Below are 22505 nucleotides of genomic sequence, written 5' to 3'. Positions count from 1 at the left end.
CGGACGCCGATCCCGACCGCCTGTGCCGACATCCGACACGTGACTAGATTGGGACCCATGAAGCTCGAGCTCCGCGGCATCACCAAACGGTTCGGTGCACTCACCGCCAACGACCGCATCGACCTCACCGTCGAACCGGGGGAGATCCACTGTCTCCTCGGCGAGAACGGTGCCGGCAAATCCACCCTCATGAACGTCCTGTACGGCCTGTATCAGGCCGACGAGGGCGAGATCCTCCTGGACGACGTCGTCCAGCACTTCCAGGGCCCTGGCGACGCCATGGGCGCCGGCATCGGCATGGTGCACCAGCACTTCATGCTCATCCCCGTCTTCACCGTCGCCGAGAACGTCATGCTCGGCCACGAGCAGACCAAGGGCGGTGGCCGCCTCGACGTCGCAGCGGCCCGCAAGCTCGTCATCGACATCTCCGAACGGTTCGGCTTCAGCCTCGACCCGGACGCCATCGTCGGCGACCTCCCGGTCGGGGTGCAGCAGCGCGTCGAGATCGTCAAGGCGCTCTCCCGCAACGCCAACGTCCTCGTCTTCGACGAGCCCACCGCCGTGCTCACCCCGCAGGAGACGGACGAGCTCATGGCGATCATGAAGCAGCTCAAGGATGAGGGCACGTCCATCGTCTTCATCACCCACAAGCTGCGCGAGGTCCGCGAAGTCGCCGACCGCATCACCGTCATCCGACTCGGCAAGGTCGTCGGCGAGGCCTCGCCCACCGCGACGAACGCCGAGCTTGCGTCCCTCATGGTCGGGCGTCCCGTCGAACTGACGGTCCACAAGGAGGCGCCGAACCTCGGTGACACGACCTTCACTGTGCAAGACCTGTCCGTCGTCGACCACCTCGGCCAGCTCGTCGTCAACGGCGTCAGCTTCGAGGTGCGCGAGGGCGAGGTGCTCGCCATCGCCGGTGTCCAGGGCAACGGGCAGACGGAACTCACCGAGGCGATCCTCGGGCTGCAGCCGCACACCAAGGGCAGCATCAAGCTCGACGGGGTCGAACTCGTCGGGTCCACCCCGCGCAAGGTCCTCGACGCCGGAGTCGGGTTCGTGCCCGAGGACCGGTCCGAGGACGGTCTCGTCAAACAGTTCACCATCGCTGAGAACCTCATGCTGGACCGCTCCACGGGCGCGCCCTTCGTGAAGGCCGGCAACGTCCAGCGCGGGTTCCGTGACGAGTTCGCCCGCGAGAAGTCGCAGGAGTTCGACGTCCGCTCGCAAGGCATCGAGTCCCCGGCAGGCTCCCTGTCCGGCGGCAACCAGCAGAAGGTCGTCCTCGCCCGTGAGCTCAGCCGCGAGCTGCGGCTGTTCGTCGCCGCACAGCCGACCCGCGGCATCGACGTCGGTTCGATCGAGTTCGTGCACAAGCGCATCGTCGCCACGCGCGACGCCGGCATCCCCGTCATCGTCGTGTCGACCGAGCTCGACGAGGTCGTCGCGCTCGCCGACCGCATCGCCGTCATGTACCGCGGCGGCATCGTCGGGATCGTCCCGGCATCGACCCCCAGAGAGGTCCTCGGCCTCATGATGGCCGGCGAACTCCCGGCAGGAGCAGCAGCATGAGCGAGACGTCCCACACCCCGCCCGGAACGGTCCAGCCGGTGGCACCGGGCGAGGCGAAGCCCGACACGACCCAGCCGCGCTCGAACAAGGTGCTCGCCGAGATCCTCAACTCGAGCATCGTCATCTCGATCCTCGCCGTCGTCCTGGCGATGGTCGTCGGTGCGATCCTCATCGCGCTGACCGATCCGAAGGTCCACACCGCCGCCGGGTACTTCTTCGCCCGCCCGGGCGACACCATCGCTGCGGTCTGGCAGTCGGCGACCGGCGCGTACGGCGCGCTCTTCCAGGGGTCGATCTACAACTTCAAGCGCCCCGACTTCCTGAACGGCATCCGCCCGCTGACGGAGACGCTGACCTTCGCGACCCCGCTGATCCTCGCCGGACTCGGTGTCGGCCTGGCGTTCCGGGTCGGCATGTTCAACATCGGTGGGCGCGGTCAGATGCTCATCGCCGCCGCCTGCGCCGGATGGGTCGGCTTCACGCTCGACCTCCCGCCCGTGGTGCACCTGCTCGTCGCGATCGCCGCCGGCATCATCGGTGGCGCGTTCTGGGGCGGCATCGTCGGTGTCCTGAAGGCACGCACCGGCGCGCACGAGGTGATCATCACGATCATGCTCAACTACGTCGCGTTCTACCTCATCACCTTCATGCTGTCCACGCAGGGGCTGTTGCAGGCTCCCGGCTCCAACGTGCCGAAGAGCGCCGCGATGGCGCCGAACTCGGTGCTGCCGAAACTCCTCGGTGACCGCTACAACCTGCACGCCGGCTTCCTCATCGCGATCCTCGCGGTCGTGTTCGTGTGGTGGCTCTTCAGCCGCTCCTCCATCGGGTTCCGCTTCCGGGCGGTCGGTGAGAACCCGAACGCCGCGCGCGTCGCGGGTATCGACGTGAAGAACACCTACGTGTACGCCATGCTCCTGTCCGGCGGGCTCATCGGTCTCGCCGGCGTCTCGCAGGTGCTCGGAACGGTGACCTCCGGGTTCGACAACGGCATCGATGCCGGGATCGGCTTCGACGCCATCACCGTCGCGCTCCTCGGACGCAGCCGGCCGGGCGGCATCCTCATCGCCGGCATCCTGTTCGGTGCACTGAAGGCCGGCGGGTACTCCATGCAGGCGACCCAGGGCGTCAACGTGCCGATCGACATCGTGCTCGTCCTCCAGGCACTCATCGTGCTGTTCATCGCGGCTCCGCCGCTCGTGCGGGCGATCTTCTTCCTGCCGAAGCCCGACGGTTCGACACGCCGAACGCGTCGCTCCGCCAAGAAGGAGGTGTCCGCATGAGTGGATTCACGCTCGACAAGCAGACGCCGCAGCCGGCTCCCGACGCGCCGATCGTCCTCGAGACGGTCGCCGTCCGGAGCTGGAAGGCCCCGATCGCGTTCGGGATCTTCACCGTCATCGCGTTCCTGCTGTTCGTCATCTGGCACCGCGACGGCAACAGCACGTTCCGGCTCTCCAGCGACGGCGACGTCATCCAACTGCCGACGGTCGTGCTCCCGTCCACGGTCACCGGCATCGTCGTCACGATCCTCCTGGCCGCCATCACGGCACTGAGCGCGTACCTCGTCACGACGGGCAAGAAGGTCCCGCTCTGGCTCATCACCGTGTTCGGTGTGCTGTTCATGGTCGGGTTCCTGTCGTGGGCCGCCGCCGGCAAGGCGATCCCGATCACCGGGCTCCTGCTCGGTACCGTCGCCCTGAGCGTCCCGCTCATCTTCGGTGCGCTCGGCGGCGTCATCTCCGAGCGGGTCGGCGTCGTGAACATCGCGATCGAGGGCCAGCTGCTCGCCGGCGCGTTCTCGTCCGCCTTCGTCGCCTCGGTGACGGGGAACGCCTTCCTCGGGCTCGTCGCGGCGATGATCGCCGGGACGCTCGTGAGCTTCCTGCTCGCGGCGTTCTCGATCAAGTACCTCGTCGACCAGGTCATCGTCGGTGTGGTGCTCAACGTCCTCGTCGTCGGTCTCACGAGCTTCCTGTACTCGCAGGTGCTCACGAAGAACGAGGCGCTCTTCAACAGCCCGCCGAAGTTCCCCCGGATCAACATCCCGATCCTCAGCGAGATCCCGCTCATCGGACCCGTGCTGTTCCGCCAGACGATCATCATCTACCTGATGTACATCGCCGTGGCCGTGGTGTTCTTCTGCCTGTTCTACACGCGCTGGGGCCTCCGCCTCCGCGCCGTGGGTGAGCACCCGCAGGCGGCCGACACCGTGGGCATCAACGTCAACCGGACGCGCTTCTGGAACGTGGCGCTCGCGGGCGCGATCGTCGGCCTCGGCGGGGCCTACTTCACCCTGGGCTCGGTCGGTGCGTTCAACAAGGAGATGACGGCGGGCGCCGGCTACATCGCGCTCGCGGCGGTCATCTTCGGACGCTGGGACCCGCTCAAGGCGACGCTCGCCGCGCTGCTGTTCGGCTTCACGCAGAACCTGCAGTTCGCGTTGAGTGCCATCGGCTCCCCGGTGCCGAGCGCGTTCATGCTCATGCTCCCGTACGTGGTGACGATCTTCGCGGTCGCCGGACTCGTGGGCATCTCCCGCGGACCGGCAGCCGCCGGCAAGCCCTACGTGAAGGGCTGACCGTGAGCGACAGGACGACCACGCCACCCGTCGACTGGGAGGCGCTGCACACCGCGGCCCGGGAGGCGATGGGTCACGCCTACGTGCCCTACAGCCGGTTCCCGGTCGGCGCGGCCGCCCTCGTCGACGACGGCCGGATCATCTCCGGCTGCAACGTCGAGAACGCCAGCTACGGCCTGACGCTGTGCGCGGAGTGCGCGCTCGTCTCCGCCCTCCACATGTCGGGCGGAGGACGCCTCGTGGCGTTCGCCTGCGTCGACGGCAAGGGCGAACGCCTCATGCCGTGCGGCCGCTGTCGGCAGCTGCTGTACGAGCACTCGACGGCGGGCATGCTGCTCGACACCGTCTCCGGCATCCGCACCATCGACGAGGTCCTGCCGGACGCCTTCGGACCACGTCAACTCGAGGAGTACCACGCATGAGTTCCGTAGAAGCATTCGACGTCGTCGACCTCATCCGCACGAAGCGTGACCGCGGCGAGCTGTCGACGCCGCAGATCGACTGGCTGATCGACGCCTTCACCCGTGGCTACGTCGCCGACGAGCAGATGTCGGCGCTGGCGATGGCGATCCTGCTGAACGGCATGGAGCGGCGCGAGATCCGCGACCTCACGATGGCGATGATCGCCAGTGGTGAGCGGATGAGCTTCGCATCGCTCGACAAGCCGACCTCGGACAAACACTCGACGGGCGGCGTGGGCGACAAGATCACCCTGCCGCTCGCCCCGCTCGTCGCCGTCTTCGGCGTCGCGGTGCCGCAGCTGTCGGGCCGCGGCCTCGGACACACGGGTGGGACGCTCGACAAGCTCGAGAGCATCCCGGGATGGCGGGCGGCGCTGACGAACGACGAGATGCTGGCTCAGCTGTCGGACGTCGGCGCGGTCATCTGCGCCGCCGGCTCCGGTCTCGCCCCGGCGGACAAGCGCCTGTATGCACTCCGCGACACGACGGGCACGGTCGAGGCGATCCCGCTCATCGCGTCGAGCATCATGTCGAAGAAGATCGCCGAAGGCACCGGGGCGCTCGTGCTCGACGTCAAGTTCGGCTCCGGCGCCTTCATGCAGGACTACGAGCGCGCCGAGGAACTGGCGCGTACGATGGTCGCGCTCGGAACGGACGCCGGTGTGGCGACGACCGCGCTGTTGACGGACATGAACGTCCCGCTCGGCCTCGCGATCGGCAACGCGAACGAGGTCCGCGAGTCCGTCGAGGTCCTGGCGGGCGGGGGCCCGGCGGACGTCGTCGAGCTGACCCTCGCCCTGGCGCGGGAGATGCTGACCCTCGCCGGGCAGCCGGATGCGGACGTCGAGGGCGCCCTCGCGGACGGTCGGGCCATGGACGTCTGGAAGCGCATGATCCGCGCACAGGACGGCGACCCTGACGCACCGCTGCCGGTCGCCAAGGAGACCCACGTCGTCACGGCGTCGCGCGACGGCGTACTGGCGACGCAGGAGGCGCTGCCGTTCGGCATCGCGGCCTGGCGCCTCGGTGCCGGTCGGGCCAGGCAGCAGGACCCGGTCATCCACGCGGCGGGCATCGACCTGCACGCGAAGCCGGGCGACGCGGTCCGGGCCGGACAGCCGCTCTTCACGCTGAGTGCCGACGACGCGGCCCGCTTCCCGCGGGCGCTCGAGGCCCTCGAGGGTGCCTACACGATCGAGGACACCGCGCCCCCGCGCGGCCCCATCGTCCGGGCCCGCATCGAGTCCTGACTTCGCTGAGGTGAGGCAATTCGTCGCCCAGAGCCCTTCCGGACGGCGAGTTGCCTCACCTGAACAGGCGACCCGTGGAGAACGACCGGACGTCCTCCTGCCAGCGGCACGATCGAGGGATGACCTTCCGATCCTCGATCCCGATCATGGCCGGGCCGAAATCCGCTCAGTCTGCGGTGCGCGCCGGGTTCACTCCACGTCAGCTCCGGAACCCCGCGCTCGGTGCTCCCTTCCACGGGATCCGAACGCCACCGGGCTACCCGGCTGACCTGTACCACCGGGCGGTTGCCTACCTGAGCGCTCTCCCGATCGGGGGAGCCTTCAGCCATCAGACGGCCGCCGCCCTGCACGGCATTCCGACGCCCAGGTCGACGAGCCCGGACGACCCGCTGCATGTCATGTCACCTGCTGGCGTCCGAGCGCGAGAGGGGCGCGGCGTGGTGGGACATCGCGGCACCCTCGGCCCGGGGGACATCGTCGATCTCGACGGACTCCCGGTCACCAGTGTCGAGCGGACCTGGTGCGACCTCGCGACGGTGGTACCGCTCCCGGCATTGATCGCCGCCGGCGACGCCCTCCTCTGGTTCCTGGATCCTCGGACGTCCCTCGATCGGCTTCGTAAGGCCGTCGAGGAGTATCCGTCGCGTCGTGGCGTCGTCGCCCTTCGGTCGGCGATCCCGCGGTTGCATGACCGTTGCCAGTCGCCGAAGGAGACCGAGCTCCGGTTGATCCTCGAGGCATCGGCGCTCCCGAAGGCGGAGTACAACGCCGAGATCGTCCTCCACGGCTCCGGGCGAGTGGTCCGGGGCGATGTGGTGTTCCGTGACCAGCGTCTGGTCCTCGAGTACGAGGGAGACCATCACCGGACCGACCGGTCACAATGGAGGAAGGACATCGCGCGCACGGAGGACTTGGCACATGAGGGATGGACGGTGATGCGCTTGACCGCCGACGACCTCCGCCGGCCGTCGATGCTCGCGGAGCGCATCCGGGCGCGCCTCGGCGGCCCCGGCCGAGTTGAGGCGGTTGGTCGTTGAGGGCGATGGGGAGTGACGAAGTGCCTCACCTCGACGGAGGGCTGAGCGGTACAGTGAACCCCGTGACCTCTGCAGACGAATCCCCCCTCTCCGGCGTCGACCTCCGCGCGCTCCCGAAGATCTCGCTCCACGACCACCTCGACGGTGGTGTGCGGCCCGCCACGATCATCGAGCTGGGCGAAGCGAACGGTGTCGACGTCCCCGTGTCGGACCCCGACGGCCTGGCCGACTGGTTCTACACGCAGTGCAACGCCGGCTCGCTCGTCGAGTACCTGAAGACCTTCGACCTCAGCATCGCCGTCATGCAGACCGAGGAGGGGCTCGTCCGCATCGCACGCGAGTTCGTCCAGGACCTCGCTGCGGACGGCGTCATCTACGGCGAGGTGCGCTGGGCTCCCGAACAGCACCTCACCCGTGGCCTCAGCCTCGACGCGGTCGTCGAGGCCGTCCAGGAGGGCATCGAGCTCGGCATCAAGGACGCGGCCCACGCCGGCTCCGACATCCAGATCGGCCAGCTCGTCACGGCCATGCGGCATGCCGACCGCGGCCTCGAGATCGCGGAGCTCGCCGTGCGCCACCGCGAGCGCGGCGTGGTCGGGTTCGACATCGCCGGCGCCGAGGCGGGCTTCCCCGCCAGCAAGCAACGGCTGGCGTTCGACTACCTCGCGGCCGAGCTGTTCCCGGTCACCGTCCACGCGGGGGAGGCCGACGGCATCGAGTCGATCCGGAGCGCTCTGCTCGACGGCCGAGCACTGCGACTCGGTCACGGTGTCCGCATCGCCGAGGACATCTTCATCGAGCGCGACGACGCCGAGTCCCTCTACGCCACACTCGGACCCGTCGCGGAGTGGGTCCGCGACCGCAAGATCCCCCTGGAGCTCAGCCCGCAGTCGAACCTGCAGACCGGCGCCATCGCAGCCTGGGGCGAGGAGCTCGAGGACCACCCGTTCGACCTGCTCTACCAGCTCGACTTCGCCGTCACGGTGAACGTCGACAACCGCACGATGAGCGACACGAGCCTGACGAAGGAGCTCGCGCTCCTCTCCGAGGCGTTCGACTACGACCTCACCGACCTGGAGACCTTCCAGCTGAACGCCGCCGCCGCGACGTTCCAGCCGCTGGAGATCCGTGAGGCCCTGGCGGACCGCATCAGCGAGGCGTTCGACGAGTTCCTCGACGACGACGAGGACTGACGATGGCGGCAGGTGCTGTTCCGGCGACCGCCTGGGCGGCACCTGCGCGGCAGGCTTCCAGCCTCGGAGCGTTACGATGGTTCCGATCCATTCGGGTCGACCGATCCTCTGATTGAAGCGATGCCACTCCCAGAACTGTCCGAAGCCAGCGTCGCGCTCCATGTCGGTGTCGACGACTGGCGCGAGGCGATCCGCGTAGCCGGATCGCTGCTGTCCGACACCCACGCGACGGACGCCGCGTACACCCAGCGGATGATCGACGTCGTCGAGGAGTTCGGCGCGTACGTCGTGATCGCGCCGGGCCTGGCGCTCGCGCACGCCCGACCGGGTGCCGACGTCCACGAGGACGCCCTCGTCGTCGCGACCCTGGCTGCTCCGGTCCGGTTCGGCCACCCCCACAACGACCCTGTCTCCGTGGTCCTCGGCCTCGCCGTCACCACCGCCGAGTCGCACGTGGGCTGGGTGGCGGAGATCGCCAACGTCTTCAACGACGAGACCGCCATCCCGCGGCTCGCAGCAGCCACCACGCTCGACGAGGTACGGGCCGTGTTCGGTGCGTCCCCCCTGAGCATCGGAGACCAGGCATGAAGATCGTCGCCGTCTGCGGTTCGGGAGTCGGCTCCTCCGCGATCCTCAAGCTCAACGCCGAACGCGCGCTCGAACGCCTCGACCTCGAGGCCGACGTCGTCGCCGGCGACATCGAGAGCCTCAGCACGACCGCGGCCGACGCCCAGGTGATCCTGACCTCGCCGGAACTCGTCGAGCGCATCGGCAAGACCTTCGCCGACATCGTCGTCATCGACAACTACTTCGACCTCGCCGAACTCACCGAGAAGCTCGAACGCGCCATCGGCTGACCGGTGCGGCCCGGTCTCCGGGCCGCACACCGCCAGGCCGCTCAGCCCGTCGAGCTGCTAGGAGACGAGCGCCGTCAGGTCCGTCCGTAGTGCGGCGAGCCGCGCGGCGACCGTGGCCGCCCGCTCGTCGGCGTCGCCGTCGGCGGACTGGACGTCGACGTACACCTTGAGCTTCGGTTCCGTGCCGCTCGGCCGGATCATGACCCGGGTGCCGTCGTCGAGCCAGACGCGCAGGACGTCGCTCGGCGGGAGCGCCTCGAACCCGTCGGCGAGGTCGTCGATCCGGGTCACCCGAACGCCCGCCAGTTCCGTCGGTGGGAGCGCCCGCAGTCCGGACATGACCTCACCGATGCGGCTGAGCTCCGCGTAGCGGATGGAGATCTGGTCGCTGCCGAAGGAACCGAAGGTGTCCGCGAACCGGTCGAGGAGCTCCGCGACGCTCTCGCCCGCCTGCGCGGACGCCGTCGCGAGACCCAGGAACGCGACCGCGGCCGAGATACCGTCCTTGTCGCGCACGGTCCCGGGGTTCACGAGGTAGCCGAGGGCCTCCTCGAAACCGAAGAGCATGCCCGGCGTCCGGGAGATCCACTTGAACCCGGTGAGCGTCTCCCGGAACTCGAGGCCGTGCGCCTCGGCGACGATGCGCAGGGCCGGGGAGGAGACGATCGAGCACGCGAGCGTGCCCTCAGGAGCCGCATCGCCGTCGAGTGCAGCGCTGGCGGCCTGGGCGGCCCGCCAGCCGAGGAGGAGACCGACCTCGTTGCCGGTGAGTCGACGGAACCCCGACGGCACCGCGTCGTCGGGGATCGCGATCGCCAGGCGGTCGGCGTCGGGGTCGTTGGCGATGATGAGGTCGGCGCCGACTGCTCGCGCCGTCGCGAAGGACAGGTCGAGCGCGCCCGGCTCCTCCGGGTTCGGGAAGCTGACGGTCCGGAAGGTGGGATCGGGGTCGATCTGCTCGGTGACGAGTTCCGGTGCCGGGTAACCGGCGGTCTCGAAGACGCGTCGGGTCGTCTCCCAACCCACGCCGTGCATGGCCGTGTAGACGACGCGCAGTTGGCTGCCCGCCGGGGCGGGAGCGACGGCCGCGGTCTCGGCGACATAGGCGTCGACGACGTCGTCGCCCGCGATCTCGAACCCGTCGCTGCGCGGGAGGTCCTGGACGAGCGCCGTCTCGGCGATGCGCTCGATGTGGGCGGCGATGGCCGCGTCGGCGGGGGAGACGATCTGGGACCCGTGGTGCTCACCGCCCAGGTACACCTTGTAGCCGTTGTCGGCGGGCGGGTTGTGACTCGCGGTCACCATGACTCCGGCCGAGGCGTCGAAGAACCGCACGGCGAACGCGAGGACGGGCGTCGGCAGGAGCCGTGGGAGCAGGATGGCGCGGACACCGGCACCGGCCATCAGCTCGGCGGTGTCGCTGGCGAACACGGCGGAGTTCTTCCGGCCGTCGTAGCCGATGACGACGCTCGGCGTCACGCCTGCCGGCGCCTGCTCGAGCAGATAGGCGGCGAGTCCGGCCGCGGCCTGTGAGACGAGGACCCGGTTCATCCGGTTGGAACCGGCCTCGATGCGGCCGCGGAGCCCGGCCGTGCCGAACTGCAGTCGGGTGTCGAAGCGGTCGTGCAGTTCTGCGACGGCCACGTCGTCGGACACGCGGGCACGTTCGACGAGGCCTGCCAGTTCGGCCCGGGTCTCGTCGTCGGGATCCTGGGCGAGCCAGGCCTCGGCGGTGGCGAGCAGGCTCGTCGCCTCGCTCACAGGGCCGCGACGATCTGCGCGAGGAGCTTGCTGATCACCGGCTCGGCCGCCTGGCCGGCTTCGATGACCTCGGCGTGGCTGAGCGGCGTCTGCTGGATGCCGGCGGCGAGGTTCGTGATGAGCGACATCCCGAGGACCTCCATGCCGGCCTGACGTGCGGCGATCGCCTCGAGCGCGGTCGACATGCCGACGATGTGGCCGCCGATCGCCTTCGCCATCTGGACTTCGGCCGGGGTCTCGTAGTGCGGTCCGCGGAACTGCGTGTAGACGCCTTCGTCGAGCTCCGGAGCGACGCCGTGCGCGATGTCCCGCAGTCGCTTGGCGTAGAGGTCGGTGAGGTCGATGAACGTCGCGCCCTCGAGCGGCGAGTCGGCCGTGAGGTTGATGTGGTCGCTGATCAGCACGGGCGTGCCGGGCGTCCAGTGGTCCTTGATGCCGCCGGCGCCGTTGGTCAGCACCATGATGCTCGCACCGGCCGCAGCGGCTGTCCGCACGCTGTGCACGACGCGGCGGACACCGTGGTTCTCGTAGTAGTGCGTCCGGGCGCCGATGACGAGCGCACGCTTGCCGCTCGGGAGCAGGACCGAGCGCAGGGTGCCCACGTGGCCCTCGAGCGCCGGCTTCGAGAAGCCGACGATCTCCGAGGCCGGGATCGTCGCCGTGGTCTCGCCGATCAGGTCGGCCGCCTTGCCCCAGCCGCTGCCGAGGGTGAGCGCGATGTCGTGGCGTTCCACGCCGGACTTCTCGGCGATCTGGCCGGCGGCTTCGCGGGCGATCTCGAAGGGATCGACATCGGACAGATCGAGTGGGTTCGCAGAGGTTTCGGACATCCTCTCACTCTAGACAGGGGCGGGGCCGCCGCCCAACCGTGCCGACCCCGCTCATCCGCGCACGATCCCCGCCGCTGCGGGCCCGAACGGGTTTGGTCTCGCCCCTGGTGGCGCGCGAGAATGGACGCATGGCCTACGAGTTCGAACGCAAGCAGCGAGTGGCGATCATCGGAGGCGGACCCGGCGGGTACGAGGCGGCCCTCGCCGGGGCTCAGCTCGGGGCCGACGTCACGCTCGTGGAGCGCACGGGCGTCGGCGGTGCGGCGGTCATCACCGACGTCGTCCCCTCCAAGAGCCTCATCGCCACGGCCGACGCGGTCGGGGCCATCGGCGAGGCGGCCGACCTCGGTGTGCAGTTCTTCGTCCGCTCGGAGACCACCGGCAAGCCCAGTCGTCCCGAGGTCGCTGTGAACCTCGCCGCCGTCAACAAGCGACTGCTCGGGCTGGCCCGCCAGCAGTCCGAGGACATGCGGGCGAGTCTCATCCGTGCCGGTGTCCGCATCGTCAACGGTCAGGGGCGGCTCGACGGACCGAACGAGGTCATCGTCTCGACCGACCTGTCCAGCGGCACCGACTTCGACCGCATCGAGGCCGACACCGTCGTCGTCTCCGTCGGGGCCAGCCCGCGCCAGTTGCCTTCCGCGCTGCCGGACGGCGAGCGCATCCTCACCTGGACGCAGCTCTACAACCTCACCTCCGTCCCCGAGCACCTCATCGTCGTCGGCTCGGGTGTCACCGGCGCCGAGTTCGCCTCCGCCTACACGGCGCTCGGCTCGAAGGTCACGCTCATCTCGAGCCGCGACCAGGTGCTGCCCGGTGAGGACGCCGACGCGGCAGCGGTCATCGAGAACGTGTTCAAGCGCAACGGCATGACGGTCCTGTCGAAGTCGCGGGCCGACTCCGTCACCCGGACCGAGCACGGCGTCGTCGCCACGCTCTCCGACGGCCGCACGGTCGAGGGTTCGCACTGCCTCATGGCGGTCGGTTCGGTGCCGAACACCGCCGGGATCGGTCTCGAGGAGGCCGGCGTGCAGCTGACCGATTCCGGTCACATCCGCGTGAACCGGGTGGCGCGCACGAGCGTCCCCAACATCTACGCCGCCGGCGACTGCACGACCTTCCTGCCGCTCGCGTCCGTCGCGTCGATGCAGGGACGCACCTCGATGCTGCACGCGATGGGCGACGCGGTGAACCCGACCGAGATCCGCAACGTCGCCGCGAACATCTTCACGCAGCCCGAGATCGCGACCGTCGGCTGGACCCAGAAACAGATCGAGGACGGCATCGCCCAGGGTGAGATCTACAAGCTGCCCCTCGCCCAGAACCCGCGCGCGAAGATGATGGGCATCAAGGACGGCTTCGTCAAGCTGTTCGCGCGGACCGGCAGCGGGACGGTCATCGGCGGGGTCATCGTCGCCCCGAAGGCCAGCGAGCTCATCTTCCCCCTCGCGCTCGCGGTCGAGCAGCGGCTGAACGTCGACCAGGTCGCGCGTGCCTTCACGGTCTACCCGTCACTCACCGGGTCGATCACCGACGCGGCGCGCGCCATGCACATCGTCGAATAGGCGTCGTCCTCGTCGAAACGTCGGCGAGGCGCCGGGGTTCACCGATCGCGGTTCGCGAGCACGATGCGTGCGACGGCGACCCGCGAGCGCACGCCCCAGGCGTGGAAGACGGCGCTCAGGTGTTTCTCCACGGTCTTGCGGGAGATGCCGAGGGCCGTCGCGATCTCGTCGTTGGACAGGCCGTCCGCGACGAGTTCGGTGAGGTCCCGCTGTCGGGGCGTGAGCGGTGCGGTCGGGACGGGGACGGCGGTCAACGGCAGAGTCGCCGGGAGCCGTGAGGGGAGCTGGCGGCGGGACACGATCCCGAACGCGGCGAGCACCCGGGTGACGTGCGCGTCGACCGTGCGCGAGGAGAGCTGGAGGACGGACGCGATCTCCGCCGTCGAGTTGCCCTCCGCGGAGAGCAGGGCGACCTCGCGTTCGCGCGGCGACAGTCCGTCCCAACCGGATCCCGCGACCGGCGCGAGACGTCGGCCGATCGCCTTCAGCTCCCGGGCGGCGGAGCGGGACGCGGCGGTGTGCCCGCCGCGGACCGCCTGCTCGGCGAGCGCGGCCAACTCACGGACGGCCTGCGTCCGGTCCGACATGGCGATGAGGGCACGCGTGGCGAGGATCTCGCCGATCCCGGCTTCCAGCATGCGGCCGTCGGCCAACGCGCGGGTGGTCGCCGTGCGCGCGAGCGCCAGCGCGTCGGCGGGTCGTCCACGGAGGAGCTCGAGCTTGCACTGCATCCGGAGGATGGCCGGCCCGGGGACCCTGCGGTCGATGTCGGCGGCGATGAAGCCGATGAGGCGTTCCGATTCGACGATGTCGCGGTCGAGGAAGGCGCTCGCGACGAGCAGCTCGATCGCGAGGGCCCGGTCCTGGACGGACAGGCCGCTGAAGTCGTTCCCCGAAGCGCTCCGCGCGAGGGCCGCGGCGCCGTGGTCGTCCGCGAGGGCGGCGAGACCGTAGCCGACGAGGAGGTAGCAGGTCGTCTGGAAGGCGCCCGTGGGTTCGGGGATGGCCTGACGGACGCGGCGTGCGAGCGTCCTGGTCGCGCCCTGCTCGGCACGGTTCCCGGCGACGAGGCACTGCACGGCCTCCGCGTACAGGGCGGTCGGTCCGCTCCCGGCCCGCTCGAACATCGTGAGCGCTGCGGCCTCGGCCTCGGCGACGCGTCCCTCGTTGAGAAGCAGTCGGGCGAGGACCCCGTCGACGAGGGTCCGGTACAAGCGGCCCGGGGTGGCGGCGATCTCGTCGGCGAACGCGTCGGCGAAGCGCCGGGCGGCGTGGATCAGGACGTTGACGACGGCACCCTCGACGAGCAGGTACCCGACGAGCCAGGCCAGGGTCGGTTCGAGGTCGCCGCCGTCGTCGACGAGGGTGTCCGCCTCCGCGAAGCACCCCTCCAGCTCCGAGCCGGACGAGCGGTCCGAGCCGAGGGCCAGCCCGGCGGCTCCGAGCACGAGCAGACGCGTCGTCCGGTCGGAGTCAGTCGAGGCGGCGAGCGCGTCCACCGCGTCCCGGCGACAACCGGCGAAGTCGGCGGTGGTGAACCGGGCGTAGGACAGGAGGGCGAGGACGCGGGGATCGGACGCCGCGTGCGGCTCTGCCTCGAGCAGCGCGATCGCACCGGCGGCGTCGAAGTCCGCCACACGATCCAACGCATCTTCGAGGAGGTCGGCTGCTGACACCTGCTCAGCGTATCGTCGCCGGGTCCGATGCGACGCCCGAAGGTGCCGGTCGGGTCAGCTGATGGTGAGGAGGTGGTGACCCGAGGAGACCGTGGCACCGACCGTCGCGTCGATCGCGCCGACCGTGCCGTCCTTGTGCGCCGTGATGGGCTGTTCCATCTTCATCGCCTCGAGGACGACGACGAGGTCGCCCTTCACGACGACATCGCCCTCGGCGACCGCGAGCTTCACGATGGTCGCCTGCATGGGCGCCGAGACCGAATCACCCGTCGCACCAGAGACCACCGCTGCACCACCGCGGCGGTGCGGAGCGGGAGCGGCGACCGGTGCGCCGACGTTCAGCCCCAGCTGTCCGCCCGGAAGGCTGACCTCGAGCCGTTTGCCGCCGACCTCGACGACCACCGTCGAGCGGGCAGCGGGCGCCTGCTGCGCATCGATGGATCCGTCCCAGGGCTCGATGTCGTTGACGAACTCCGTCTCGATCCAGCGGGTGTACACACCGAAGGTGCCGTCCTCCGCGGTGAACGCGGGGTCGCGGACGATCTTGCGGTGGAAGGGGATGACGGTGGGGAGGCCGGCGACCTCGAACTCATCGAGCGCGCGACGGCTGCGCTCGAGCGCCTCCTCGCGGGTGCGTCCCGTGACGATGATCTTGCCGAGGAGCGAGTCGAACGCGCCCGAGATCGTGTCGCCGGCCGTGACGCCGGAGTCGAGCCGGACGCCGGGGCCGCCGAAGGTCTTGAAGACGTGGATCGGGCCCGGCTGCGGGAGGAAGCCGCGTCCCGGGTCCTCGCCGTTGATGCGGAACTCGAAGGAGTGGCCGCTCGGCTGCGGGTCGTCGTAGTCGAGGACGCCGCCCTCGGCGAGGCGGAACTGCTCGCGGACGAGGTCGATGCCGGTGATCTCCTCGGAGACCGGGTGCTCGACCTGCAGGCGTGTGTTGACCTCGAGGAAGGAGACGGTGCCGTCCTTACCGATGAGGAACTCGCAGGTGCCGGCACCGAGGTAGCCGACCTCCTTGAGGATCGCTTTCGACGCGCGGTACAGCTCCGCCACCTGGTCGTCGGTGAGGAAGGGTGCCGGTGCCTCTTCGACGAGCTTCTGGTGGCGACGCTGCAGCGAGCAGTCTCGGGTGGAGACGACGACCACGTTGCCGTGCGCATCGGCGAGGCACTGCGTCTCGACATGGCGCGGCTGGTCGAGGTACTTCTCGACGAAGCACTCGCCCCGGCCGAACGCCGCGATGGCCTCGCGGGTGGCGGACTCGAAGAGTTCGGCGACCTCCTCGCGCTCGCGGGCGACCTTGAGGCCGCGACCGCCGCCGCCGAAGGCAGCCTTGATGGCGACGGGCAGGCCGTGGATGTCGACGAAGTCGAGCACCTCCTCGGCACCCGAGACGGGGTTGAGCGTGCCGGGGGCGAGCGGAGCGCCCACCTTCTCGGCCACGTGGCGGGCGGAGACCTTGTCGCCGAGCCGCTCGATGGCCTCGGGCGACGGGCCGATCCAGATCAGCCCGGCGGCCATGACGGCACGCGCGAAGTCCGCGTTCTCGGCGAGGAAGCCGTAGCCCGGGTGGACGGCGTCGGCGCCGGACCGTCGGGCGATGGACAGGAGCTTGTCGATGACGAGGTACGTCTCCGCGCTCGTCGTCCCGTCGAGGGCGTAGGCCTCGTCGGCGAGACGGGCGTGCATGGCGTCGCGATCCTGGTCGGCGTAGACGGCGACGGAGGCGATCCCGCTGTCCTTCGCGGCTCGGATGACGCGGACGGCGATCTCGCCACGGTTGGCGATGAGGACCTTGGTTATACGTGGCACAGTCCACGAGCCTACCGGGAGGCCCGGGTGAGCCTTTGGCTCACACGCACAAAAAAGTCGCAGGAACGACGTGTCGCCTCTACAAGGCCCGGGTCGTCAGAGTGCGCCGCGCCGGTTGCGGAGCTCGTGCCAGTCGTGTCCCAGCGTGCGGACGAGACGCCGCAGGGTCGGGAGCGAGAGGCCGACGACGGTCGACGGATCGCCCTCGATGCGGGTGATGAAGGCGGCACCCAGACTGTCGATCGTGAACGCGCCCGCCACCGCCAGGGGTTCGCCCGATGCGACGTACGCGTCGATCTCGGCGTCGTCGAGGTCGTCCGCGAAGGACACCTCGGCGCTCGCGACCGCGCCGATCCCGACCGGCGAGGCACCGGTGCAGTCGATGAGCCAGTGACCGGAGTACAGGGTCCCCGTCCTCCCGCGCTGGGCGTGCCAGCGTTCGCGAGCGCGCTCGGGGGTGTGGGGCTTGCCGTGGACGACGCCGTCGAGGACGAAGACCGAGTCGCCGCCGAGGATGAGGTCGACCGCGTCGCCACGTCCGCGCACCACGGCCAGAGCGGCCTCCGCCTTCGCGCGGGCGAGGAGTGCCACGACCTCGTCGGGGGCGAGCGGCGCACCCGCGGCGCGGGTCGCGTCGTCGACGGCCCGTTCCTCGTCGACCGATGACGGGACGACGATCGGCTCGATGCCACTCGACCGCAGCAGGGCGAGTCTGGCCGGCGACGTGGAGGCGAGCGTGAGGCGCATGACGGTTCCTTCTGCAGTGGACGGTGGACTCCCCGCAGCCGCCCGTGTGACATGCTCGACGCATGAGCACGACGACTGCACGCACCGTGGAACTGGACATCACCAACGTAGCCCACGGGGGTGTCTTCGTCGCCCGGCACGAGGGCCGGGTGGTCTTCGTCCCCGACACGCTCCCCGGCGAACGCGTGCGGGCACGCATCGTCGACGAGAACGAGAAGCGCTTCTGGCGGGCGGAGACCCTGGAGGTCCTCACGCCGTCCGAGCACCGCCGTCCGCATGTCTGGGCCGAGGCGTCCGTCGACCGCGAGCCGAGCGAGCGGGCCGGGGGAGCGGAGTTCGGACACATCGAGCTCGCCCACCAGCGCGCGCTGAAGCACCAGGTCCTCGCGGAAGGCCTCGAGCGGTTCGCCGGAGTCGCTCCCGAGTTCACGGTCGCGCCGGTCGACGGCGAGACGCCCGACGGCACCCGGTGGCGGACGCGGGTCTCCCTGCACGTCGATCAGCACGGCAACATCGGTCCCTATGCCTCGAGGTCCCACCACGTCGTCCCCGTCGACGACCTGCCGCTCGCGATCGAAGCGGTGGCCGGAGCGGCCAAGCTCGAGGAGCTGCCGCACGGCACCACCTCCATCGACATCGTCGCCTCGTCGACCGGGACGGTCCGCGTCCTGACGCGTGCGGACGAGGCCGGAGGCGGCGACCGCCGACGCGGTGGCGGGCGCGGTCGACGCGGGGGACCGAAGCCGGTCCGTCCCGTGGCGGACCCGATCCGCGAGCTCGTCGGCGAGCGCGAGTTCATCGTCGACGCGAACGGATTCTGGCAGGTCCACCGTCAGGCTGCGACGACCCTCCAGCAGGCCGTGTCTGCGGCCATCGACGACGCGCGCTTCGACCCGCGCGCCGCGAACCTCGACCTCTACGGCGGCGTCGGCCTCCTGGCCGCGGGCGTGGGGGACCGCTTCGGCTCCACCACCCGCATCACGACCGTGGAGAGCGACGAACGCGCCACCGAGTACGCGGGCGAGAACCTGTCCGAGTGGGTGGGCGCACAGGCTGTCACCGCGAAGGTCGACGCCTTCCTGCGGTCGGAGATCGCGACGGGCAGTCGGATCGAGCGGTCCCGGTACGCCACCGCGACCGTCGTGCTCGACCCGCCCCGCTCGGGTGCCGGAGCAGAGATCGTCGCCATGCTCGGCGAGCTGCGGCCCGCGTCGATCGTCTACGTCGCCTGCGACCCCATCGCGCTGTCCCGCGACGTCGCCCTCCTGGCGGAGCAGGGCTACGAGCTCGACCACCTCGCGGCCTACGACCTCTTCCCGAACACGCACCACCTCGAGGCCGTCGCAGGCTTCTCACGAACGGATTGAGCGGGCCCGTACCGACGGAGACGACTCGCGATCCGGCCGTCGTGCCCCGTGGGTCCGTCACTCGCTACGATGGTGCCGTGGTGACCGTCGCAATCATTGATGATCACGAGTCCGTCAGGCTCGGGATCGAAGCGGTGTGCGCGCACGCCGGGTATCAGGTCGTGGCGAGTGCCCCGACCGCCGTCGAGTGCATCGCCGCGTTGAACGGTGTGGTGCCCGACGTGGTCGTGCTCGACCTCTCCCTCTCCGACGGCAGCACGCCGACCTCGAACATCCATGCGGTGCAGGCCGTGGGGGCGCACGTCCTCATCCACTCCATCGCCGACCGGGTCGCGCTCGTGCGCGAGGCGCTGGCCGCCGGCGCGTCCGGGGTCATCCCCAAGTCCTCCCCGACGGACACGGTCATCGCCGCCATCGGCACCGTGGCCCGTGGCGAGGCACTGAACAACATCGAGTGGGCGAGCGCGATCGACGCCGACAGCGACTTCGCGCGGGCGCAGCTGGGACGTCGCGAGCGCGACGTCCTGCACCTCTACGCGTCCGGCCTGCCACTGAAGACCGTCGCAATGCAGCTCGGCATCGCCTATTCCACGGCCCGCGAACACATCGACCGCATCCGGGTGAAGTACGTCGAGGTGGGTCGCCCGGCACCGACGAAGGTCGACCTGCTCCGCCGAGCGGTCGAGGACGGGATCCTCCCCGGCCTCGATCAAGGCGGGACGGATGTCTCCTAGCTTCCGGGCACCGACCAGGCATCCCGCGATCCCCGCGACCACGAAAGATGCCCAGGTTCAGCGCCGGATGCTGAACACCGCGAACTTCGAACGCCTCCTCGGCCGTTCGGTCGCGATCATCGGACTCGTCTTCGGACTGCAGACCGCGTTCACCACGCTCGGGCAGGGTGTCCAGATCACCGGCTGGTTCGGCGTGCTCTACGTCTCCCTCGTCTTCGGCACGATGTTCGGCGCCATCATCTGCTGCTTCTTCCTGTGGCACCACCGCATCGCCTCCGGCGTCTTCGCCGCCGTGTTCTTCGTCGCCCTCCTCATCTGGCCCGCGGTGAACGCGCAGGCGTCGGCGGACATCAACCAGGAACCGTGGATCTGGTACCTCTGCACGATCGCCGTCGCGTTCGCCTGCATCCCGCTGCAGTTGCGGGGTGCCATCGTGTACCTCGTCGTGACCTCGGTCATGTACGGCGTCAACCGCGTGATCGACGCGGACTTCGCGCCCGCGTCCTTCGAGATCGGCGCGCTCGACGCGTCCTACGCGACGATCATCGGCGGCCTCATCGTCGTCCTCGTCGGGTTGTTCCGCGTGCTGGCCGGTCGGGTCGACACCGCGAGGGCGGCCGCCCTCGCCACCTACGACGCGGCCGTCAAGCAGCACGCCACGGAGGTGGAGCGCGTCGAGGTCGACTCGATCGTCCACGACAGCGTCCTCGCCTCCCTGCTCGCCGCGGACCGGGCGCTGACCCCGAAGTCGGAGGCGCTCGCCGTCATGATGGCGCGGGTCGCGATCGAGCAGCTCGAGGGCGTCGGAGCGCCGGTGACCAACGAGGACGAGGTCACCGGCCTCGCCGAGCTCATCGAACGGCTGCGTGCGGCCGCGTCGATGCTCGGTGAACCGTTCTCCGTCACGGTCGAGGGGGCCTCCGGCCGGGTCCTGCCCGTCACGGTCGCCAACGCGGTCTACTGGGCGACGGTGCAGGCGATGGTCAACAGCGTCGAGCACGCGGGGCCGGGAGCGGCACGGAGCCTCTCGATCGAGGGCACGGTCTCCGGTGGCGTCTGCGTCATCGTCGGTGACGACGGCATCGGGTTCTGCCCCGCGCAGGTCGCCGAGGAGCGTCTCGGGCTGAAGGTCTCGATCGTGGAGCGCGTCGCCGCGGTCGGCGGTCGCTCGATGGTGATCTCCCGTCCGGGCGAGGGCGCCGTCATCCGCATCGAGTGGTCTCCGGAGCACGGCTCGTGACCCCGGCACCGAGGTACGCTCTCGTCATCCTCGCCGCCCTGTTCTCGGCGTACCACCTGCTCCGTGCAGCGCTGACGCTCGAGACACCCCGCGATGTCGTCCCGGTCCTCATCGCGATGCTCGTCTACGCGGTCGCGAGCGTCCTGAGTCTCTGGCCGATGGGCACGACGCGCATGCCGTCGTGGCTCGCGAGCATCAACCTCGCGACCGCGATCATCGTCCCGTTGCTCGTGACCAGCCAGCTCGACCCGACGCGGAACAACGGCTACGCCACCTGGCACGTCGCGTCGATCGGGACGCTGATGACGATCACCGTGGTCCGGCAGCGGGAGGCGGTCGCGTACATCGGGATCGTCTTCCTCACGGTCCAGTCGCTCCTCTGGGCGGGTCCGGGACTGGCGCTCGGGATGGGCGTCACGGGCAGCCTCATCTGGGTCATCCTCGCGAGCGTGCTCACTCGATCGATCGCCGGGGCGCAGCACGACGCCGAGCGCCTCACGCAGGCGGAGCATGCGACCTCGGACTGGCAGGCGGCCCAGTACGCGCACGTGCACGAGCGGCGGCGACGCCTCAGTCAGACGGGCCGCCTGGCGACCCCGATGCTCCGCACGATCATCGCCAACGGCGGCAGGCTCTCCGTGGCCGATCGCATGGAGTGCCGGACGCTCGAGGCCAGTCTCCGAGACGAGATCCGTGGGCGCCACCTCCTGAGCGACCCGGTCCGGTCCGAGGTGCTCGCGGCCCGGCGGCGCGGAGCGATCGTGAACATGCTTGACGAAGGGGGCCTCGAAGAGCTGGACGCCGGCGTCCTCGACGCGGTCCACGAGCAGATCGCCGAAGCGCTCGCCGCCTCGCAAGCCACCCGCCTCATCGTGCGGAGCGTCCCGGACGACGAGCGCGTCGCGGTGACCGTGGTCGGCCTGCGTGCGGTGCATCGCGAACCGGGCGTGGCTCCGGGGCCGGACGACGACGACGAGGAACTCGACGTCTGGCTCGAGATCCCACGCGACGGCTCCCGTGCCGGCGTGGGCGCGGTCGGCGTGTCCGACGAGGACTGAACCGTTCCGACGAGGACAGTCCCAGCCGACAGGCTCAGTGCGGCGTTGCTCGGGGACCGAAGCTACTCCGGGTGGACCGCGGCCGTCCACGGAACCGGCGCGACCTGAGTGCCCTTCGACAGGCTCAGGGACCGAGTCGGTCCCGGGCACACTTTCCCGGTCACTGAGCTTGTCGAAGTGCCCACGAGGACGCCTCATCGTTCCGGGCACACCGCTCCCGGTCACTGAGCCTGTCGAAGTGCCCACGAGGACGCCTCATCGTTCCGGGCACACCGCTCCCGGTCACTGAGGTTGTCGAAGTGCATACGAGGAACCCTTCGCCAGGCTCAGGGCCGACATGTCCGGACGCCCTTTTCCCGGTCACTGAGCTTGTCGAAGTGCCCACGAGGAACCCTTCGCCAGGCTCAGGGCCGAGACGTTCCGGGCACACTTCTCCCGGTCACTGAGCTTGTCGAAGTGCCCACGTGAACCCTTCGACAGGCTCAGGGCCGACATGTTCCGGACGTACTTTTCCCGGTCACTGAGCTTGTCGAAGTGCCTACGAGGAACCCTTCGACAGGCTCAGGGACCGAGACGTTCCGGGCACACCTTTCCCGGTCACTGAGCTTGTCGAAGTGCCCACGATGAACCCTTCGACAGGCTCAGGGCCGACATGCTCCGGACGCCCTTTTCCCGGTCACTGAGCTTGTCGAAGTGCGGCGCAGCTCAGGGACCGGCAGCGGTCAGAACGGCGCGGGATCCGGCTCGGTCCGATACTGCTT

19 protein-coding genes are annotated in these 22505 nt (G+C 69.8%); 14 read left to right on the top strand and 5 right to left on the bottom strand.

Features of this window, described 5'->3' with window-relative positions; translation table 11 throughout:
* Window positions 1-57 precede the first annotated feature (57 nt).
* The 9 genes from B9Y95_RS12715 to B9Y95_RS12675 all read left to right on the top strand — a co-directional run bounded on the left by B9Y95_RS12715 (window position 58) and on the right by B9Y95_RS12675 (window position 8951).
* Window positions 58-1572: an ABC transporter ATP-binding protein gene (locus tag B9Y95_RS12715; RefSeq protein ID WP_085512246.1), complete on the top strand. Its 1515-nt coding sequence runs from the start codon at window positions 58-60 to the stop codon at window positions 1570-1572.
* Window positions 1569-2855: an ABC transporter permease gene (locus B9Y95_RS12710; RefSeq protein ID WP_085512245.1), complete on the top strand. Its 1287-nt coding sequence runs from the start codon at window positions 1569-1571 to the stop codon at window positions 2853-2855. The genes B9Y95_RS12715 and B9Y95_RS12710 overlap by 4 nt, the downstream gene beginning before the upstream one ends.
* Complete coding sequence (locus B9Y95_RS12705; RefSeq protein WP_085512244.1) at window positions 2852-4153, top strand: ABC transporter permease; 1302 nt, start codon at window positions 2852-2854, stop codon at window positions 4151-4153. The genes B9Y95_RS12710 and B9Y95_RS12705 overlap by 4 nt, the downstream gene beginning before the upstream one ends.
* Before the next feature lie 2 nt (window positions 4154-4155).
* Entirely contained in the window at window positions 4156-4575 is a 420-nt protein-coding gene (locus B9Y95_RS12700) for a cytidine deaminase (RefSeq protein WP_200811412.1), read from the top strand.
* Entirely contained in the window at window positions 4572-5864 is a 1293-nt protein-coding gene (locus B9Y95_RS12695; protein WP_085512242.1) for a thymidine phosphorylase, read from the top strand. The genes B9Y95_RS12700 and B9Y95_RS12695 overlap by 4 nt, the downstream gene beginning before the upstream one ends.
* Window positions 5865-6301: 437 nt before the next feature.
* Window positions 6302-6901, top strand: coding sequence for a DUF559 domain-containing protein (locus tag B9Y95_RS12690; RefSeq protein ID WP_159453402.1), 600 nt, complete (start codon window positions 6302-6304; stop codon window positions 6899-6901).
* Window positions 6902-6942: 41 nt separating this feature from the next.
* Complete coding sequence (locus B9Y95_RS12685; RefSeq protein WP_412458828.1) at window positions 6943-8094, top strand: adenosine deaminase; 1152 nt, start codon at window positions 6943-6945, stop codon at window positions 8092-8094.
* A gap of 120 nt (window positions 8095-8214) precedes the next feature.
* On the top strand, window positions 8215-8682 hold the full coding sequence (locus tag B9Y95_RS12680; RefSeq protein WP_085512239.1) for a PTS sugar transporter subunit IIA: 468 nt from the start codon (window positions 8215-8217) through the stop codon (window positions 8680-8682).
* Window positions 8679-8951 carry a PTS sugar transporter subunit IIB gene (locus B9Y95_RS12675; protein ID WP_085512238.1) on the top strand — a complete coding sequence of 91 codons (273 nt, stop codon included), beginning with the start codon at window positions 8679-8681 and terminating at the stop codon, window positions 8949-8951. Before B9Y95_RS12680 ends, B9Y95_RS12675 begins: the two co-directional genes overlap by 4 nt.
* A gap of 57 nt (window positions 8952-9008) precedes the next feature.
* Here the strand turns inward: B9Y95_RS12675 and B9Y95_RS12670 are convergent, their stop codons facing one another.
* Window positions 9009-10712 (bottom strand): phospho-sugar mutase, encoded by a 1704-nt coding sequence (locus B9Y95_RS12670; protein WP_085512237.1) that lies wholly within the window; start codon window positions 10710-10712, stop codon window positions 9009-9011.
* Entirely contained in the window at window positions 10709-11542 is an 834-nt protein-coding gene (locus B9Y95_RS12665) for a purine-nucleoside phosphorylase (RefSeq protein ID WP_085512236.1), read from the bottom strand. Before B9Y95_RS12665 ends, B9Y95_RS12670 begins: the two co-directional genes overlap by 4 nt.
* Before the next feature lie 128 nt (window positions 11543-11670).
* Between B9Y95_RS12665 and B9Y95_RS12660 the strand changes: the two genes are divergently transcribed.
* On the top strand, window positions 11671-13107 hold the full coding sequence (locus B9Y95_RS12660; protein ID WP_085512235.1) for an NAD(P)H-quinone dehydrogenase: 1437 nt from the start codon (window positions 11671-11673) through the stop codon (window positions 13105-13107).
* Window positions 13108-13145: 38 nt separating this feature from the next.
* Here the strand turns inward: B9Y95_RS12660 and B9Y95_RS12655 are convergent, their stop codons facing one another.
* The 3 genes from B9Y95_RS12655 to B9Y95_RS12645 all read right to left on the bottom strand — a co-directional run bounded on the left by B9Y95_RS12655 (window position 13146) and on the right by B9Y95_RS12645 (window position 17345).
* Window positions 13146-14783, bottom strand: a complete 1638-nt coding sequence (locus tag B9Y95_RS12655; RefSeq protein ID WP_085512234.1) for a LuxR C-terminal-related transcriptional regulator — start codon at window positions 14781-14783, stop codon at window positions 13146-13148.
* Between the two features lie 54 nt (window positions 14784-14837).
* Window positions 14838-16598: an ATP-binding protein gene (locus B9Y95_RS12650; RefSeq protein ID WP_085512233.1), complete on the bottom strand. Its 1761-nt coding sequence runs from the start codon at window positions 16596-16598 to the stop codon at window positions 14838-14840.
* Window positions 16599-16694: 96 nt separating this feature from the next.
* A complete protein-coding gene (locus tag B9Y95_RS12645) occupies window positions 16695-17345 on the bottom strand; it encodes a Maf family protein (protein ID WP_085512232.1) in 651 nt (216 codons plus the stop codon).
* A gap of 62 nt (window positions 17346-17407) precedes the next feature.
* On the opposite strand from B9Y95_RS12645, the gene B9Y95_RS12640 reads away from it, so the two are divergent.
* The 4 genes from B9Y95_RS12640 to B9Y95_RS12625 all read left to right on the top strand — a co-directional run bounded on the left by B9Y95_RS12640 (window position 17408) and on the right by B9Y95_RS12625 (window position 21744).
* Window positions 17408-18712 carry a class I SAM-dependent RNA methyltransferase gene (locus B9Y95_RS12640; protein WP_085512231.1) on the top strand — a complete coding sequence of 435 codons (1305 nt, stop codon included), beginning with the start codon at window positions 17408-17410 and terminating at the stop codon, window positions 18710-18712.
* A gap of 77 nt (window positions 18713-18789) precedes the next feature.
* The gene (locus B9Y95_RS12635; RefSeq protein WP_064294846.1) at window positions 18790-19446 is read left to right on the top strand and encodes a response regulator transcription factor; all 657 of its coding nucleotides are present in this window, start codon (window positions 18790-18792) and stop codon (window positions 19444-19446) included.
* Window positions 19436-20686, top strand: a complete 1251-nt coding sequence (locus B9Y95_RS12630) for a sensor histidine kinase (RefSeq protein WP_159453401.1) — start codon at window positions 19436-19438, stop codon at window positions 20684-20686. Before B9Y95_RS12635 ends, B9Y95_RS12630 begins: the two co-directional genes overlap by 11 nt.
* Complete coding sequence (locus B9Y95_RS12625; RefSeq protein WP_085512229.1) at window positions 20683-21744, top strand: hypothetical protein; 1062 nt, start codon at window positions 20683-20685, stop codon at window positions 21742-21744. The genes B9Y95_RS12630 and B9Y95_RS12625 overlap by 4 nt, the downstream gene beginning before the upstream one ends.
* The last annotated feature ends 761 nt before the right edge of the window (window positions 21745-22505 follow it).

Origin of the sequence: Plantibacter flavus (assembly GCF_900177615.1) — a bacterium.
Classification (GTDB): domain Bacteria; phylum Actinomycetota; class Actinomycetes; order Actinomycetales; family Microbacteriaceae; genus Plantibacter; species Plantibacter flavus.
This window is presented reverse-complemented; position numbering and strand designations above follow the sequence as displayed.